This is a genomic window from Pseudomonas sp. LAMO17WK12:I1, from assembly GCF_900177315.1.
Classification (GTDB): Bacteria; Pseudomonadota; Gammaproteobacteria; order Pseudomonadales; family Pseudomonadaceae; genus Aquipseudomonas; species Aquipseudomonas marginalis.
Window position 1 is genome coordinate 252,242 of the sequence record NZ_FWZV01000001.1, and the last position, 16,697, is coordinate 268,938.

Annotated in this window: 15 protein-coding genes and 2 pseudogenes; 9 read left to right on the forward strand and 8 right to left on the reverse strand. The window is 62.6% G+C overall.

Annotated elements, in window-relative coordinates; translation table 11 throughout:
• Nucleotides 1-45: 45 nt before the first annotated feature.
• The 4 genes from B9N88_RS01170 to B9N88_RS01185 are packed head-to-tail and all read right to left on the reverse strand — an operon-like array spanning nt 46 to nt 3,302.
• On the reverse strand, nt 46-243 hold the full coding sequence (locus B9N88_RS01170) for a hypothetical protein (RefSeq protein ID WP_027608437.1): 198 nt from the start codon (nt 241-243) through the stop codon (nt 46-48).
• Nucleotides 240-2,195, reverse strand: a complete 1,956-nt coding sequence (locus tag B9N88_RS01175; protein ID WP_051429429.1) for an FUSC family protein — start codon at nt 2,193-2,195, stop codon at nt 240-242. The genes B9N88_RS01170 and B9N88_RS01175 overlap by 4 nt, the downstream gene beginning before the upstream one ends.
• On the reverse strand, nt 2,195-3,103 hold the full coding sequence (locus B9N88_RS01180; protein ID WP_027608438.1) for an efflux RND transporter periplasmic adaptor subunit: 909 nt from the start codon (nt 3,101-3,103) through the stop codon (nt 2,195-2,197). The genes B9N88_RS01175 and B9N88_RS01180 overlap by 1 nt, the downstream gene beginning before the upstream one ends.
• Before the next feature lie 10 nt (nt 3,104-3,113).
• On the reverse strand, nt 3,114-3,302 hold the full coding sequence (locus tag B9N88_RS01185) for a DUF1656 domain-containing protein (RefSeq protein WP_027608439.1): 189 nt from the start codon (nt 3,300-3,302) through the stop codon (nt 3,114-3,116).
• Nucleotides 3,303-3,419: 117 nt separating this feature from the next.
• Between B9N88_RS01185 and B9N88_RS01190 the strand changes: the two genes are divergently transcribed.
• The 3 genes and pseudogenes from B9N88_RS01190 to B9N88_RS33120 all read left to right on the forward strand — a co-directional run.
• Nucleotides 3,420-4,214, forward strand: a complete 795-nt coding sequence (locus B9N88_RS01190) for an AraC family transcriptional regulator (protein WP_027608440.1) — start codon at nt 3,420-3,422, stop codon at nt 4,212-4,214.
• A gap of 190 nt (nt 4,215-4,404) precedes the next feature.
• Nucleotides 4,405-5,088: pseudogene (locus tag B9N88_RS33115) on the forward strand (PAS domain-containing protein); the annotation flags it as partial.
• A 105-nt stretch (nt 5,089-5,193) separates the two neighbouring features.
• Nucleotides 5,194-5,628 (forward strand): annotated as a pseudogene (locus B9N88_RS33120) (methyl-accepting chemotaxis protein); the annotation flags it as partial.
• Nucleotides 5,629-5,805: 177 nt separating this feature from the next.
• Here the strand turns inward: B9N88_RS33120 and B9N88_RS01200 are convergent.
• Together B9N88_RS01200 and B9N88_RS01205 are read right to left on the reverse strand one after the other, a co-directional pair.
• The gene (locus B9N88_RS01200) at nt 5,806-6,795 is read right to left on the reverse strand and encodes a helix-turn-helix domain-containing protein (RefSeq protein ID WP_027608442.1); all 990 of its coding nucleotides are present in this window, start codon (nt 6,793-6,795) and stop codon (nt 5,806-5,808) included.
• Between the two features lie 7 nt (nt 6,796-6,802).
• Nucleotides 6,803-7,864: an NAD-dependent epimerase/dehydratase family protein gene (locus B9N88_RS01205; protein WP_027608443.1), complete on the reverse strand. Its 1,062-nt coding sequence runs from the start codon at nt 7,862-7,864 to the stop codon at nt 6,803-6,805.
• A gap of 235 nt (nt 7,865-8,099) precedes the next feature.
• On the opposite strand from B9N88_RS01205, the gene B9N88_RS01210 reads away from it, so the two are divergent.
• The 4 genes from B9N88_RS01210 to dapA all read left to right on the forward strand — a co-directional run bounded on the left by B9N88_RS01210 (nt 8,100) and on the right by dapA (nt 10,822).
• Entirely contained in the window at nt 8,100-8,720 is a 621-nt protein-coding gene (locus B9N88_RS01210; RefSeq protein ID WP_027608444.1) for a LysE family translocator, read from the forward strand.
• Between the two features lie 10 nt (nt 8,721-8,730).
• Nucleotides 8,731-9,123: an ester cyclase gene (locus B9N88_RS01215; protein ID WP_027608445.1), complete on the forward strand. Its 393-nt coding sequence runs from the start codon at nt 8,731-8,733 to the stop codon at nt 9,121-9,123.
• A gap of 33 nt (nt 9,124-9,156) precedes the next feature.
• The gene (locus tag B9N88_RS01220) at nt 9,157-9,636 is read left to right on the forward strand and encodes a VOC family protein (RefSeq protein ID WP_027608446.1); all 480 of its coding nucleotides are present in this window, start codon (nt 9,157-9,159) and stop codon (nt 9,634-9,636) included.
• Between the two features lie 322 nt (nt 9,637-9,958).
• A complete protein-coding gene (dapA, locus tag B9N88_RS01225; RefSeq protein WP_027608447.1) occupies nt 9,959-10,822 on the forward strand; it encodes a 4-hydroxy-tetrahydrodipicolinate synthase in 864 nt (287 codons plus the stop codon).
• Between the two features lie 534 nt (nt 10,823-11,356).
• Here the strand turns inward: dapA and B9N88_RS01230 are convergent.
• Both B9N88_RS01230 and atzF read right to left on the reverse strand, forming a co-directional pair.
• Nucleotides 11,357-12,049, reverse strand: coding sequence for a GntR family transcriptional regulator (locus B9N88_RS01230; protein ID WP_043293882.1), 693 nt, complete (start codon nt 12,047-12,049; stop codon nt 11,357-11,359).
• A 2-nt stretch (nt 12,050-12,051) separates the two neighbouring features.
• Nucleotides 12,052-13,848: an allophanate hydrolase gene (gene atzF / locus B9N88_RS01235; RefSeq protein ID WP_027608449.1), complete on the reverse strand. Its 1,797-nt coding sequence runs from the start codon at nt 13,846-13,848 to the stop codon at nt 12,052-12,054.
• 246 nt (nt 13,849-14,094) lie between these two features.
• Between atzF and B9N88_RS01240 the strand changes: the two genes are divergently transcribed.
• Nucleotides 14,095-15,471 (forward strand): pyridoxal-phosphate dependent enzyme, encoded by a 1,377-nt coding sequence (locus tag B9N88_RS01240; protein ID WP_027608450.1) that lies wholly within the window; start codon nt 14,095-14,097, stop codon nt 15,469-15,471.
• Nucleotides 15,468-16,634, forward strand: coding sequence for a cystathionine gamma-synthase (locus B9N88_RS01245; RefSeq protein WP_027608451.1), 1,167 nt, complete (start codon nt 15,468-15,470; stop codon nt 16,632-16,634). The genes B9N88_RS01240 and B9N88_RS01245 overlap by 4 nt, the downstream gene beginning before the upstream one ends.
• The last annotated feature ends 63 nt before the right edge of the window (nt 16,635-16,697 follow it).

Genomic DNA, 16,697 nt, shown 5'->3' on the forward strand with positions numbered 1-16,697 from the left:
TCAAGCCCTCGCCCGATGAATGTCCCTGCCCCGGCCGCTATCCGATCAGGTTTTCCCTTTCCCGATCATTGCGGCCTTGGACCTGGAGCCCTGATCCCCCCTCGGGCGTTCAGCCCGCTGTTTTTGCTCCTGCTTGAATTGCTGCTGCCAGCGCGCCAGCGCCTCAGCCCCGTCCGATGCCTGCACGGCCCATGGCGTCGACGCGATCATGCCGAAAAGCGTCCAGATAAGGAGTTGCTTCATTTCATCTCACCTTGGTTGTTTGAACTGGAATGGATGCGGATATCCGCGTTGGTAATGCTTGAATAGGTGTCGAGCAGCCCGGCTAAATCCTGGTAGCCAGCCGCCAGAGCGTGAGCCCCCAGCCGGGTCAATGATCTCGACGTCCGACGTGCCTGAGCCGCGCTGATCGCGGGAGTGGAGGCATACCGTGAAATACGCCGCTCGCCCCTTTGCGCACATTTGGCGATTGCTGAGTCAGGTTCCAGCTCCCGTGTCTGGCGTTGCAAAGTCAGCAGCCGGCGGCTCAATTGAAGGGACACAGAGCCGGCGCCGCCCGCCGGTTGGTGACCAGCGCCCAAGAGTGCCTGCAAGGCAACCAATCGGTGCTGTTGCCGGGCCTGCCACTTGAGCAGGTCCATGCGGCGCCCGTGCCGGAGTAAGCGCCGGGTGTCCCTGTGCAGCGCCTGGGTCAGGACGTGTACATGGCGGGCGGATTGCCCCGGCAGTAGCTGGAAGGCCAGCAGGCAGATGGCAAGCGCTACCAGCCAGGCGAGCGCTTGATTGGCGAAGTCCGTGAAGTCGTACTGGGCCGTGCCGCCGGTGCCGACGAGGGTGTTGAACGCGATCAGGTAGGCAATGCCCTGCAAGGCGTAGCGCGGCCGGGTGGTGGCATGAATGCCGACGGTCCAGAAGGCGATCAGCACGACGCTGAGCAACGCGAACCCGCTGATGTGCGGCAACACCAGGAACTTGCACGCCGCTGCCGTTACGATGCCGTACAGCGTTCCCTCGAAGAAACGGCCGATGCCTTGAGCGGGCGCCGGGCTGGTGGCCAGCAAGGTGCAGCACGGGCCCAACACTGCCAGCAAGGTTGGCCCCTGGTCCCAGGCGCTCAGGTACCAGACCGCAGCGGTTGCAAGCGTGGCCGCCAGGGCGCGTAGACCGTTGCGCAGCGCGTCGCCGTAATGGCGGTGGAACCCCACGGCGCGGGCCGGCGTCCGGGGCGCGCGCTCAAGGCAGGCAAAGCTCAGCAAGGCGCTGGACAGGTCTGCCAATTGTTCACTCAAGCACTGCTGGCTTTGACGGTTTTCATGGGCCTGGGCGAGGCAGTGCTGCATCTCCCGGACATGCTCGGCTGCCGCGGAAAAACCCGGCTTTGCGTCGGCCAGCTGTTGCAGTTGCGCGCCCATTCGAACGAGGGAAGGCAAGCCACCGTGGTTGAGCGGTGACTCGTCCAGGATCACCCCGTGCACATACGCAAGCCCTGCCTGCAGGGTCGCGAGCCTGGAACGGATCAGGCGGGACTCACCTCGGCCGATCCCGAGAAGCTCGTCCACCTTACTCACCTCGATGGCGAGTTGGCCCTGCGCACTAGCCAGTTGCGCGCCCTGCTCCCCCTCAATTCGCAAGGCCAGCAATTCCAAGGTACGGGCGGCGATGTCCTCAAGCGTCTTGTTCAGTTTGGACTCGACGGTCTTGCGGCTGAACAACGTCGCCACCAGACTCAGGCTCAACACCCCGAGGACCACGGCCGTGCCCCGCGCCACGATATGCTCGAAACCTTGCTGCGGGGCGACAATGGCCGGGCCCAGGGCAAGGCAAACCGTATAGCCTGCGACCACTGCCGCCGTGGCCTGGTAGTGCCGAAGCACGGTCATGGCACCGACACAAAGGCCGAGCCACACCCCGATCCCGAGGATGAACAGCAGCATTTTTTGCGCGAACAGGCCGGTCAGGACCAGGGCGGCGAGCAACCCCACCAGGGTTCCCAGAACGCGATTGAAGCCCTTGCCGACCACCGCGCCCTGCAGCGGATGGATCAGCAGCAACACGGTCGAAGCCGCCGAGAACGGCGCCTCCAGGTGCAATTGGAAGCCCAGCCACAGGGCCAATGTCGCCGCCGCAAGACTGCGCAGCACATACCCCGAGGTCTCGGGCGACCATGCCCCGAGCATTCGCAGTGCACCGGCCATCACATGAAATCCTGCAGCCACTGGGTAAGCCGCCAATGGGGAGCGGCCCCCGCCTCGGCGACCTCGATACTCGCGGTCATCCCCGCCGCCAGCTCCACGCCCGGTGGCACCTTGTCCAGCTCAATCCGAACCGGCACACGCTGGGCCAGGCGTATCCAGCTGAACGTAGGAGCCACCTGGGGCAAGCCGCTGTTACTGCGCAGCTCGTTGCCGTCGGCAATGCCTCTGCCGAGGCTCGCCACATGCCCTTCAAGCAGCGGTGCAAAGCCCATGAGCTTGATGGACGCCGCGGCCCCCACGCGAACACCCGGCAGCTTGGTCTCCTCGAAGTAAGCGGTGACCCAGAAGCTATGGCTGTCGACCACAAAGATATTGGTATCGCCCGCCGCCGCGTAGTCACCCGGCTGCAGCCGCAGCTGGGTCACATACCCGTCGACCGGTGAACGAACCGTCGTACGCTGCAGATCCAGCTGCGCGTGGGCCAACTGGCTCTGGGCCGCGTCCACCCGCGCCCTGGCCACCGCCAGGTCCCGGGCCGCATTGTCGGTCTCCTCCCGCGCAATGGCATCGCCGAGTTGCTGGCGACGGCTGAGCTGTGAGCGGCGCTGTTCGAACACACTGCGCGCCTCGGCAAGCTCGGCCGTTCGCTGTTGCCGGGCCAGCAGATAGGCGCTGCGGTCGATCTGATACAACAACGCGCCCTTGGCGACCCACTGGTTGTCCTCGATCAGCAGTTGTTCAACCTGGCCGGACACTTCGGGGGCAATGCGGATGACTTGCGCACTGACCCGCCCGTCCCGTGTCCAGGGGGCCAACTCATAGGCGCGCCACAACTGCGTACACAGCAGCAGTGCGGTCAAGCCGAGCACCAGGGTGACGAGGGTCTTGAGCAGGTGTTTGATCGTCATCGCCCGCGCCTCAAAACTTCAGCACAAGGATCGAGAGAACGATCAACGACATGCAGAAACGCGCCATGCTCGGGTGCCAGGCCCAGTCCAGCCAGGGCCGCATGATCCGCTCCAGCAGTGCGTAAACCACGGCGGTAACGCCCAGGTAGAGCAAGAAAGGCGGCAGGTAGAGGTGGGCAATCGTGATTTCGCTCAGCATCGTTGAATCTCGCAGTCGGCAATGGCCTTGCTGACGATGGTAGGGACTGCAAGGCCGTGCCGATATTGAGTATGCTGCCAAGATATAATCAAATTCAGACAATCGAGGTGGCGCGACGTGGACGAGACACATCTCTACGGGGTGGATCAATTCGAACTGGACAGTTTCGACCAGCCCGCAGTGGCTTTGATGCTGGGGAGTCAGCGAAACGACACCGAATTCCCCGTCCATACCCACCGCAAAGGCCAACTGGTAGTGGCGTATCACGGCGGCATCGTATGCACCGTAGAGGATGGCGTGTGGATGGTGCCGTCGGGGTTCGGCGTATGGATCCCGGGCGGTATTGCCCACAGCAACCGGGTGACCGCCAACGGCAAGATCGGCTATCTGTTCGTAGAGCCCGGTGCGGCCGCGCTACCGCACACATGCTGCACGCTGGTGCTGTCACCGCTGGTCCTGGAATTGATCCTGCACCTGAGCGCCCAAGCCCAGGACTATCCGCCGGCGTCTGCCAATGCACGCGTGGCGAGCGTGCTCCTCGAACAGTTGGAACTGGCTCCCTCGGAACAGCTGTACCTGCCGCTTCCGGCCACAACGCAGCTGCGTTTCATCGCACGGGGGTTGGCCCAGGACCCGTCAAATCGCTGCACCATGGCCCAATGGGCACGCCAGGTCGCCATGAGCGAGCGCTCCCTGGCGCGCTTGGTTAAAAGCGAAACTGGGCTAACCTTTGGCCAATGGCGCAAGCAATGGCAAATCATCGTGGCCTTGCAGAGCCTGGCCGAGGGCGAATCCGTGCAACGCACCGCCGAAGCCCTCGGGTACGAGTCGGTCAGTTCGTTCATCAGCATGTTTCGCAAGACACTGGGCTCGCCGCCGGCGCGGTACATGCGGCGGACCGCAACGCGTTAGCAGGGATCCGGCTGGCTGATGAAGCTTTACCCGTCGAACGGTCTAAATTTGCAGAATGACGTGCCGATAGGCTGGATGTAACCCAAGGAGGCGGTTTCCCATGTTCAATACAAAAGCCAAGAACCAGCTTCACGCCCAGGCAGCCGAGCTGTTGGAACTGCGCCAACTGCGCGATGGCCTGAACCGTGAAATGCTGACGTTGAGTATCGACTCGACATTCAAGATCACCGCATGCAACGACAACTTTGCCAAGTCGTTGGGCTACACCCCGGAGCAACTTCGAGGCCGTGCCATGGCCGAGATCGTGCCGCAGTACGTCTCCAAGCTGCCCTGCTTTCATAATTTTCGAGCGGCGGTCGCCGCTGGCAAGTCCATTACCGACGATTACCGCTACCTGCATGCCGACGGTTCATTGATATGGCTGCATGCACATTGGCAGCCGATTACGGATGCGAGCGGCCAGCTGAGTCATGTCACCTGCTATGCAACGAACATTACCGCCCGGGTAGAAAAAGCCTCGGAAAACACCTCTTTCATCCAGGCATTGCTGCGCTCGACGGCGGTGATCGAGTTCGACCTCTCCGGGCATGTCATCACCGCCAATGAACAGTTCCTGCACGCCATGGGCTACAGCCTGGAGCAAGCCAAAGGCAGCCACCACCGGATTTTCTGCAAGCCGGAGGAAACCTCGTCGCAGCACTACAAGGATTTCTGGGCAACCCTGAACAGGGGCGAGTTTGTAGCCGGCCGATTTGAACGCGTTGACAGCCGCGGCCAGACGGTCTGGCTGGAAGCAACCTACAACCCGGTGTACGACACTGAAGGCGCACTGTGCAAGGTGGTCAAGTTCGCCACGGTGGTCTCCGACCAGGTTGCCCGGGAACAGGAAGTCAGTGGCGCGGCGCAAACCGCGTTTGAAATTTCCCGGCAGACCGATGTCAGTGCCGAGCGCGGAGCCGTGGTGGTCAACGACACGATGCATACCATGCATAAAATCGCCGCTGATATGCAGGCGGCCGCCGGCGGAGTCGAAGCCCTCGGAAAACAGTCACTGCTGATCAGTTCGATCATTCAGACCATCAGCAGCATTGCCCAGCAAACCAACCTGCTGGCATTGAATGCCGCGATCGAAGCCGCCCGTGCAGGCGAGCAAGGTCGCGGCTTTGCGGTGGTGGCTGATGAAGTGCGGCAACTGGCCGGGCGCACCAGCACGGCGACGGAAGAAATCGCCTCGGTGGTGCTGCAGAACCAGAAACTGGTGGATGAGACCGTCGCCGAAATGGCCAACAGCAAATCCCAGGCAGAGCAAGGTCTTGAACTCGCCACGCAGGCAGGCCAGGTCATTGTGGAAATTCAGGACGGCGCCAAGCGGGTGGTCGACGCGGTGGGCAGGTTTGCGAATCAGGTGGCTTAGCTTGCCCGCAGTGGCGCAGGCGAATTCGATAGCGATGACATAGCAATCGATGGTGGCCACTGTGGGGCTGTCTTTTGAGGGTTGGATGCAAGGGAACTATTTGCTGTACGCCTGCCCCAGATTCAATGCCTGGGATGCCTGCAACAACCAGCGACTAAAGTGGAGCTTTTTTTCGGATCAATGCTTGTTCTCATGGCGCAAGCGTTCCGGTGTTGTCCCGGTCCAGCCGTGAAAGGCGCGAAAGAAAGAGTTGGGGTCGTCGTAACCCAGCAAGAATGAAATCTGCGTGTAAGGCAGCTCTGAATTGCGGATGTAATGGCGGGCCAACTCTTCACGTAGTCCGTGCAGGACTTGCGAAAAGCTTGTTTTCTCCTCGGCGAGTCGTCGTTGCAAGGTGCGCCGACTGACTGCAAGTTTGCGTGCGACCTCATCAGCACCTGTAATCCCACTTGGCACCAGCTCAAGCAGAACACTACGCACTTGGCTGGCTATGGATGAGTCTCTGGTCAGCTCGGCCAGCCGCTCCTGCAGCTTCGGCTCGAACAGTGCCCACATGGCCTGGTTTTCTGTAATAAACGGGCGCTCGGCGTCGGCGCGGGAAAACTCCAGGCCAATGCTGTCACCTAACTCCAGGGTACAACCAAAGAACTCTTCGTATGCCAGTTTCGGTTCGAGCGTCCTGGGGGAAATGACACGCAGCGGCACGACAACCTGTCGCGTCGCCATGCGTGCAATCTGGACGAAATAACCCAGTTCCACAGCGATCAACGCGGTGGCGGGCTGCTCGCTGGTCGCGCCGAAGTGGATGCCCAGGCGCAGCCGCTCCGGGTGTACCTCGATGTCCAGGTGCATTGGACCGATCAGGGGTTTGAATTGCTGAATACGCTGGGATGCGACAATCAGGTTGGGGCTGCAAAATGCCGCGAAAGTCGCCGGGTCGAACATTTCTGCTGAAAAATTACGCAGTATGCGCAGCGGTAACTGCGCATCACCGAGCAATATTGTCAGCGTTTCCCATAGCCGAAAGTAATCCGCGCTCGCCAGGCTGGCATCGCGTCGTTCGAACAGGTCTTTAGGCAGTTGCGCCATAGCCAAGAACTCGCGGACCGGGACGCCCAGGTCTGCGAGCAGTACCTTCCAGCCTGACGAGACGGAGAATCGTTCCATAATGTGATCAACGTGCCTTTATGCGGCCACTTTCTATCAGCTGCGCGAAGAAATCATTCATGGAGTCCTGCATCGGACGATAGCTCACACCCAATATCTCACGGCTGCGACGATTGTCCGCTCGCCATGGCAGGTCAACATTCAGGCTGATCATTTTGCGCGTGAGTCCCTTGTTCATAAGTGGCCCGACCGTCCAGACCAGCCACTTGGGCAGCTTGCGACGAGGGATTGGATAGCGCGCACCATAGCGTTCCAGCAGCGTCTCAGCCATCTTCAGGAAGCTGGTGTTATGCCCTGATACGATGAAGCGCCCTTTGGCCTCTGGGACAAAACCGCCCCGGAAGTGGGCCTCCGCAAGATCCCTGACATCGACGACACCGAAGCCGATGTCAGGCACGCCCATCTTCAGGGTGCCGTCGCCCATCTGACGAATGAGGTTGAAGCTTTCGGAGGTACCGTTGGGGTTCACTCCTGGCCCGATCACCAGCGAAGGGTTGATGGTTACCAGGTGCCAGCGATCCTGTTTCTTTGCAATGGACCAAGCCTCTTTTTCCGCCAGCAGCTTCGAATAGGAATAGGCCTGATGATCGACCGAGGAGCTGGTGTTCCAGATTTCTTCAGTGAACAGCCCTTCTGGGGTCTTGGCCAGGTCGGCATTGTCGCCATAGATGGCGGCGCAGCTGCTAGTCACCACAACGCGCTTTACCGAAGGCGTCCCATTGGCAGACTCCAGAACATTGCGCGTGCCGAGTTGAGCCGGCTCTATCAGTTCTTTGACCGGGTCCTGAATATCCAGGGTGAAGGGCGAGGCGGTATGGAACACGACTTCGCAGCCTTGCATCGCCTTCTGGTAAGAGCCCGGCGCAAGCAGATCTGCCGCGAAGAAGTGGATAGTGCCCGGCATGCTTTCAGCCAGCGCAGCCAGAGGGTGCAGTTTCGATGCATCATCCGGGTCACGGACGGCAGCGTGCACCGTCAAACCTTCTTGCAGCAGGCGGCTGACCAGCCAACCGGCCACATAGCCCGTAGCTCCAGTGACCATTACAGGTTTGGTTTTGTCGATATGCATATCAGGCTCCTGGCTCAGATTTACCCTCAGCTTGCCTGCTCTGCCGGTTCGCAGCACTAGCGGATGGCGCCAAGCGACTCGCATAATGCGCCACATGCGCGTGAGAAGGGTTTTGGGCATGACAAGTAGACGAGCCGCTGAGTCCACTGTTGGTCGAAAGCAACGCGCACATTGTCCAACCACCTCCACTCCCCTTATCCTCGACGGTCCCCGTCCGTCCAAAACCGGAGCCGCCATGGACCTCGCCACCCTCGCCCTGTTCCTCCCCGCCTGCTTCGCCCTGAACATGGCGCCCGGCCCGAACAACCTGCTGTCCGTCAGCAACGCCACGCGCTACGGCTACCGCACCTCGTGCCTGGCCGGTGTCGGTCGCCTGCTGGCCTTTGCCGGGATGATCGCCCTCGCCTCCGCAGGCTTGGCGGTGGTGCTGCAGACGTCGGAGTTGTTGTTCTACGCGATCAAGATTGTGGGCGCGGCGTATCTGTTTTATCTGGCGTTCCAGCTGTGGCGGGCTGATCCGCAGGCTGAGGCGCAATCGGCAGGCGCGAAGGTGGGTTTGTGGGCACTGGCGCGACAGGAGTTCCTGGTGGCGGCAGGCAACCCGAAGGCCATCCTGATCTTCACCGCGTTCCTCCCGCAATTCGTGGTCCCCGGCCAACCCATCACCCCGCAATTCGCCGTGCTGGGCGCGCTGTTCCTGGTGTTGGAATGGATCGCCATCAGCCTCTACGCCTATATGGGCCTGCACATGCGCCGCTGGTTTGCCGAGCCGCGTGGCAAACGGATATTCAATCGCTGCTGTGCGGGATTGTTGTCGGCGGCGGCGACGGTGTTGTTGACCGCGCGCAGGGCTTGAGGAAAAAAACATGACCCGCAACCAACTTGCCGACCTGTACCTCGGCTACATCGACTGCCTCAACCAACAGGATTGGAACCGCCTGGGCGACTTCGTCCACCCGGACGTGTGCTACAACGCCCAGGTGGTCGGCCTGGAGGGCTACCGCGCCATGCTGGAGCGCGACTTTCGCGAGATCCCCGACCTGGTGTTCCACATCCAGTTGCTGATCGCCGACCCGCCCACCGTCGCCAGCCGGCTGAACTTCAATGTTACGCCCCGGGGCGAGTTTTTCGGGCTGGCGATCAATGGTCGCCAGGTGGCGTTCTCGGAAAACGTTTTCTACACCTTCGTCGACGGCAAAATCGCCCAGGTCTGGTCGGTGATCGACAAGGCGGCGATCGAACGGCAGTTGGCCGTCTAAACTCCATGGACCCATTGTCCGTGGAGACCGATCATGAAACCCAAGAACACCCTCTGCCTCTGGTACAACGGCACCGCCGAGGAGGCTGCGCGCTTCTACGCCAGCACCTTCCCCGACAGCACGGTCGACGCCGTGCACCTGGCCCCCGGTGACTACCCGTCCGGCAAACAGGGCGATGTGCTCACGGTGGAATTCACCGTGATGGGCATCCCGTGCATCGGCCTCAATGGCGGCCCGATATTCCCCCACAGCGAAGCGTTTTCCTTCCAGGTCGCCACCGATGACCAGGCCGAAACCGATCGCTACTGGAACGCCATTATCGACAACGGCGGCCAGGCCAGCGCCTGCGGTTGGTGCAAGGATAAGTGGGGATTGTCGTGGCAGATCACGCCTCGGGTGTTGACCGATGCGGTGGCCAACCCTGACCCGACAATAGCCAAACGTGCTTTCGACGCGATGATGACCATGACCAAAATCGACATTGCGGCGATTGAAGCCGCGATAAAAGGCTGATCCACCTGCACCGGCGCATTCAAGCCACGGGGGAAGTTGACACACCTCGTAATATTCCATGAAGATAGCCCCAGTCTTCATGGGTGTGTCAGCTTATGTCCGCAACCTCAGTGGTTAACCTTTCCGTCATTGGCTTGATTGCCAAGGCGCAAGGTTGCGTGGCGCACGCCCTCAAATCGAAGAAACAGTCGCTCATGTGACCGGGGCGCGCTGTCCCGTCAGATGAGCTGACAGGACATTGAGCGCGGACTCCCTCCCCCTTGCACAATTGCCCATGCCTTTCTGACGGTGACTCAAACGGTCAATCATCAGGAGAAAGTGCATGTCATCGTTTCAAGGTATCTGGGTTCCCGTGGTCACGCCGTTCCAGGACGGCGCCATCGATTTTGTCGGCCTGCACCGCCTGGTCAGCCACCTGCTGGACAAGCACGTGGCCGGGATCATGGTGTGCACCACCACCGGCGAAGCCGCATCTCTCAGCCGCCAGGAACAATTGGCGGTGCTGGATGCGGTATTGCAACAGGTGCCCGCCCACCGTGTGGTGATGGGTCTGGCGGGCAACAACCAGATTGAGCTGCTGCAATTCCAGGCCGAGGTGCTCAAGCGCCCGCTGGCGGGTTTGCTGGTGCCCGCGCCGAGTTACATCCGCCCCTCCCAGGCCGGCCTTGAAGCGTTCTTTCGCACGGTGGCCGATGCGTCCAGCGTGCCGATCATTCTCTACGACATTCCCTACCGTACCGGCGTGACCTTCGAGCAGGCGACCTTGCTGAACATCGTCGCGCACCCGCAGATCGTGGCGATCAAGGACTGCGGCGGCAACCTGGGCAATACCCTGGCGGTGTTGGCCAGCGGTGAGGCCGATGTGTTGTGTGGCGAGGACCTGCAGATCTTCAATGCGCTGTGCCTGGGTGCCAGCGGTGCGATTGCCGCGTCGGCCCATGTGTGCACCGAACAGTTTGTGGCGCTGTGGCAACAGGTAAGGGACAACCAGTTGGCTGAGGCGCGGGCGACGTTCCTTGGCTTGGTGCCGTTGATCAACACACTGTTCATGGAGCCCAACCCGGCGCCGGTGAAAGCCGCACTGGCGCTGGAGGGCTTGATCGAGAGTGAGTTGCGGGCGCCGATGCAGCGGGCAACCGAGGCGGTCATCGCAAAGCTGCAAAGGCTTTCACGCCAGGCCCAATAACCTGTGGTGAGCGAGCTTGCCCGCTCATCACAATAAGCTTGCGCAGGCTCACCCATTGCACCTCCACGCCCCAAGTGATCTGAGGACTACTCGTAACTTGTGGTGAGCGGGCTTGCCCCGCGTTGGGCTGCGAAGCAGACCCAAAACCAGGCGCTGCGGTTTACCTGACAGAACACAGGGAGCCTGATTGGGGCTGCTGCGCAGCCCGGCGCGGGGCAAGCCCGCTCACCACAACAAGCCCGCTCATCACAATAAGCTTGCGCAGGCTCAACCAATAACGCATTCGAGAGCGCACCTCCACACCCCACGTGATCTGAGGACTACTCGTAACTTGTGGTGAGCGGGCTTGCCCCGCGCTGGGCTGCGAAGCAGACCCAAAACCAGGCGCTGCGGTTTACCTGACAGAACACAGGGAGCCTGATTGGGGCTGCTGCGCAGCCCGGCGCGGGGCAAGCCCGCTCACCACAACAAGCCCGCTCACCACAGCAAGCCCGCTCATCACAACAAGCCCGCTCACCACAGAAGCTCAGGGCATCAGGAAATCTGCCCCCCCACCTGCCGGGCGGTATGCAACCGGTGCAACGTGATCTCGCGCACCGCCTGCTTGCTCAGTTCGATGTGCCGCTTCAGCAGGTGCTGCGCCTGGTCAGCCTGGCGTTGCACGATGGCCGCAAGTATTTGCCCATGCTCTTCGTACGTCGCCGCAATGCGGGGCGCCTGGGTAAAGTCGAGCCGCCGGATGATGCGGATCTGCTCCGTGATGGCGTAGTGCATGCGCGCCATTTCACGGTTGCCGGTGGCTTCCACCAACGCGCAATGAAAACGCTCATCCAGCGCCGATACGGCCTGGGCGTCCTCCAGGCGCTCGCCCTCCTGCACCTGCCAGGTGGCCTGCAACGCTTGCAGCATCGGGTTCGGTTCATCCATCGCACATAACCGGCCGACAGCCGCCAGTTCCAACACGATGCGCACGTCGTAGAGCTCTTCGAAGTAGGCGAAATCGAACGGCTTCACCTGCCAGCCGCTGCGAAAATACACCTCCACATACCCTTCCCGTTCCAAGCGATACAGCGCCTGACGCACCGGCGTACGGCTGGCGTGCATGCGTTCGGCCACCTCGCCTTCGCTGAAGCGATCGCCCGGCAGCAGGCGGAAGTCGAAGATATCCGCCTTGAGCTGCGCGTAGACCTGCTCGGCCAGGCTGTCGGGGCGTGTCTTGGCCCCCATGCTCAGCCCCGGCTCGCAATAAAGGCGCGCCAGCCACCGAACTCGGTAATGTCGAGGGCATCGGCCAGTGCCCAGGGCTCGCAGATGAAGCCTTTGACGCTGCGCCCATCCGCCAGCAGCAGGTTGCCGATCCCCAGCGGTGCGGGGATCTCGGCGACGAACTCGCCGAAGCGTGCGAGGGGCATGTCCCACAGCTCGACGATGATCGCCCGACCGCTGTCCGCCTTGGCCAGCCCTGGCTTGGGCGGCACCGTGCCCGGCAGCGCGTACAGGCGGTAAGTGTCGGCCGTCAGGGTTTGCTCCACCAGCACCGCGTTACGCGTCGTCAGCTGGACATTCAGTGGCATGCCGGTGAGGTGCGCGCCCACCACCGCCACGCGCACGCAGCCGGGGGCTTGGGCGGGTGCGGACGGTGACGGCAGATAACGCTGGGTGGCGCCCAAAGGCAGCTCCAGGCTGGCTTGCCAGCGCTTGCCCAGGTGCGCCAGCGCCGTGTCATGCCAGGCCGGTGCGAGCAAGGTAATGCCGCTGGGCAAGCCATCGGCGCGGATACCGGCCGGCAGCGCCAGGGCCGAGAGGTCGGCCAGGTTGGTGAAGTTGGTGTAGTAGCCGAACTGCGAGTTGTAGCGCACCGGCTCTTCCGCCATCTCGGCCATGGTGCGCAGGGTTGGCGAAGTCGGCACCAGCAAGGCATCGAAACCGGCCAGGCTGTCGTTGATGCGGCGGCTCAGTTCGGCCCGCAGGTATTCGGCTTTGAAGGCGTCGCAGGCGCTGTACTGGCGGCCATTCTCGACAATGCCGCGCACCACCGGGTTGATTGCCTCGGGCTGGTTTTCCAGCATGCTTTCCAGGGCCACGGTGCGTTCGGCGACCCAGGGGCCGAAGTACAGCTGGTCCGCCAGTTCCTTGAACGCAGTGAAATCCACCGGGGTGATCACCGCGCCCAGCGCCTTGAAGTGTTCGACCGCGTGTTCGAACACGGCCTGGTTCTGGGTATCGCCGAAAAACTCCAGGGCCGCCGGGATGGCCAGCTTGATCGAAGCGCCCACCGCCACTGGCGCCGTGTTGGGGTTGGCGCGGGAATAGGCATCGCTGGCGTCGTATCCCGCCGCAACGTGCGCCACGGTCTCGGCATCTTCCACGGTCAAGGCAAACACCGAGACGCAATCCACCGTGCGGCAAGCCGGCACCAGGCCGGTATTGGACAAACGCCCCTTGGTCGGCTTCAACCCGACGATATTGTTGAACCCCGCCGGTACGCGCCCGGAGCCCGCCGTGTCGGTGCCCAGGGAAAACGCCACCAGCCCACGGGCGACCACCGATGCAGAACCGGAGCTGGAGCCGCCGCTGACGTAATCGCCATTGAAACTGTTGCCCACCGCGCCATACGGCGAACGGGTGCCCACCAGGCCGGTGGCGAACTGATCGAGGTTGGTCTTGCCCATCAGGATCGCGCCGGCGGCGCGCAGCTTCTGCACGACCGAGGCATCCCGGGTCGCGCGGTAGGCAAATTCTGGGCAGGCGGCAGTGGTGTCCCAGCCGGCCGCGTCGATGTTGTCCTTGATCGCAAACGGCACGCCATACAACAGCAGCTGGGTCATATCACCGCCCAGCGCTGCCAGCCGTTCGCTCAACTGTGCCAGTTGCTCGGCCAATGACGACGGCTGGGCGCGGGCGATCCAGGCGCTGTCCTCGGGGGGGTATTGCGCGGCCAGGGTGAGCAAAATGTCCGGCGTGATCGCGCCGCTGCGGTAAGCAGCCTGCCATTCACCGAGGGTCCAGCCAAAAACGTTGTGCATGGGAAACTCCATCTTGTATCCAAGTTTGGATTTCTCTAAAGCAAAGCCCACGCCAGGTCACTCTGCCAGTGATTACGCAGGTATCGCCGCACAACGTGCGCTTAGATAGCGCACCCGGGCATCGTCCATGCGCCAAAAAAAGACATTCAATCGACCCCTCGGTTGCGACCGACCCGATACCGACCTACTGTTCCAGACCATGCTCTGCCATTTGCTGTCCCCCACCCTAAGCCTTCAGGTGACGACATGCCCACGCTCCCCCGCCCTGCCGTACTCGAGCTGATCGGCAACACGCCGCTGGTTCGGGTCAGCCGTTTCGATACCGGCCCCTGCACGCTGTTCCTCAAGCTTGAATCCCAAAACCCCGGCGGTTCCATCAAGGACCGCATCGGCCTGGCCATGATCGACGCCGCCGAACGCGACGGCCGCCTGCGCCCCGGCGGCACCATCATTGAAGCCACCGCCGGCAACACCGGCCTGGGCCTGGCGCTGGTGGGCCGGGCGAAAGGTTATCGGGTGGTGCTGGTGGTGCCCGACAAGATGTCCACGGAAAAAGTGCTGCACCTCAAGGCCATGGGCGCCGAGGTGCATATCACCCGCTCCGATGTGGGCAAGGGCCATCCCGAGTATTACCAGGACATGGCCGCGCGGCTGGCCAAGGAAATTGACGGCTGTTTCTTCGCCGACCAATTCAACAACCCGGCCAACCCCCTGGCCCACGAGACCAGCACCGCGCCGGAGATCTGGGCACAGACCCAACACGATGTGGACGCGATCGTGGTGGGTGTCGGCTCGGCCGGCACCCTCACCGGCCTGACGCGCTTCTTCAAACGGGTGCAGCCCGAGCTGGAAATGGTCCTCGCCGACCCGGTGGGTTCGGTGATGGCCGAATACAGCCGCAGCGGAAAGCTGGAAACACCTGGCTCGTGGGCGGTGGAAGGCATCGGCGAGGACTTCATCCCGTCGATTGCCGACCTGTCCAGCGTGCGCCACGCCTACTCCATCAGCGATGAAGACAGCTTCGATCACGCCCGCCAGTTGCTCAAGGCCGAGGGCATTCTCGGCGGTTCCTCCACCGGTACCCTGTTCGCGGCCGCGCTGCGTTATTGCCGCGAGCAGACCGTGCCCAAGCGCGTGGTCACCTTCGTTTGCGACACCGGTACCCGCTACCTGTCGAAGGTCTATAACGACCAATGGATGACCGATGCGGGCCTGCTGCACTACAAGCACTACGGCGACCTGCGCGACTTGATCGCGCGGCGCTTCGAAGATGGCCGCGTGATCAGCGTAAGCCCCGACGACACCCTGCTCACCGCCTTCCAGCGCATGCGCCTGGCGGACGTGTCGCAACTGCCGGTGCTGGTGGACGGCCGCGAACTGGTGGGGGTGATCGATGAGTCCGACATCCTGCTGGGCCTGCACCATGACGCGGCGGACTTCTCCATGATGGTCGCCAGCGCCATGAGCGACAAAGTCCACACCCTGGCCCCTGGCGCCAGCCTGGCCGAATTGCAGGCCGAACTGGACCGCGGCCTGGTCGCCATCATTGCCGACGCGGCGGGCTTTCACGGCCTGATCACCCGCGTCGACCTGCTCAACCACCTGCGGAGATCCCTTGCATGAGCCAGCCCGATAAAAGCGCGTTTGCCACCCGTGTGATCCACGCCGGGCAGTCACCCGACCCGACCACGGGCGCGCTGATGCCGCCGATCTACGCCAACTCCACCTACCTGCAGGACAGCCCCGGCGTGCACAAGGGCTTCGACTACGGCCGCTCCCACAACCCCACGCGGTTTGCCCTGGAGCGCTGCGTGGCCGACCTCGAAGGCGGCAGCCAGGCGTTTGCCTTCGCGTCCGGGCTGGCGGCAATCTCCACGGTGCTGGAGTTGCTGGATGCCGGCGCCCATATCGTGTCCGGCAACGACCTCTACGGCGGCACCTTCCGCCTGTTCGACAAGGTGCGCCAGCGCAGTGCCGGGCACCGTTTCAGCTTTGTCGACCTGAGTGATGTGACGGCGTTCGAAGCGTCCTTGCAGGACGACACGCGGATGGTCTGGGTCGAAACCCCAAGCAACCCGCTGCTGAGCCTCACCGACCTCGCCGCCATCGCCCGGATCTGCCGCAGCCGCGGCATTCTCTGCGTGGCCGACAATACCTTCGCCAGCCCGTGGATCCAGCGCCCGCTGGAGTTGGGTGTCGACATCGTGGTGCACTCCAGCACCAAGTACCTCAATGGTCACTCCGATGTGATCGGCGGCATCGCCATCGTCGGTGACAACCCCGAGTTGGCCGAGCGCGTGGGCTTTTTGCAAAACTCGGTTGGGGCCATCGCCGGCCCGTTCGACGCCTTCCTCACCCTGCGCGGCGTGAAAACCCTGGCCCTGCGCATGGAGCGCCATTGCAGCAACGCCCTCGACCTGGCGACCTGGCTGGAGCAGCAACCGCAGGTATCACGGGTCTATTACCCAGGCCTGGCGTCCCACCCGCAGCACGAACTGGCGCGCAGGCAGATGCGCGGGTTTGGCGGGATGATCTCGGTGGACTTGAACAGCGACCTGGCCGGCGCCACGCGCTTCCTGGAAACCGTCAAGCTCTTCGCCCTGGCCGAGAGCCTGGGCGGCGTGGAAAGCCTGATCGAACACCCGGCGATCATGACCCACGCCAGCATCCCGGCGGCGACCCGCGCGCAGTTGGGGATTGGCGACGGGCTGGTGCGGTTGTCGGTGGGGGTTGAGGACGTGGAGGATCTACGGGCAGACCTCGCCCAGGCCTTGGCCCGGATATAAATCCCCCCAGAAAACAAAGATCAACTGTGGGAGGGGGCTTGCTCCCTCCCACATTGGGTATGC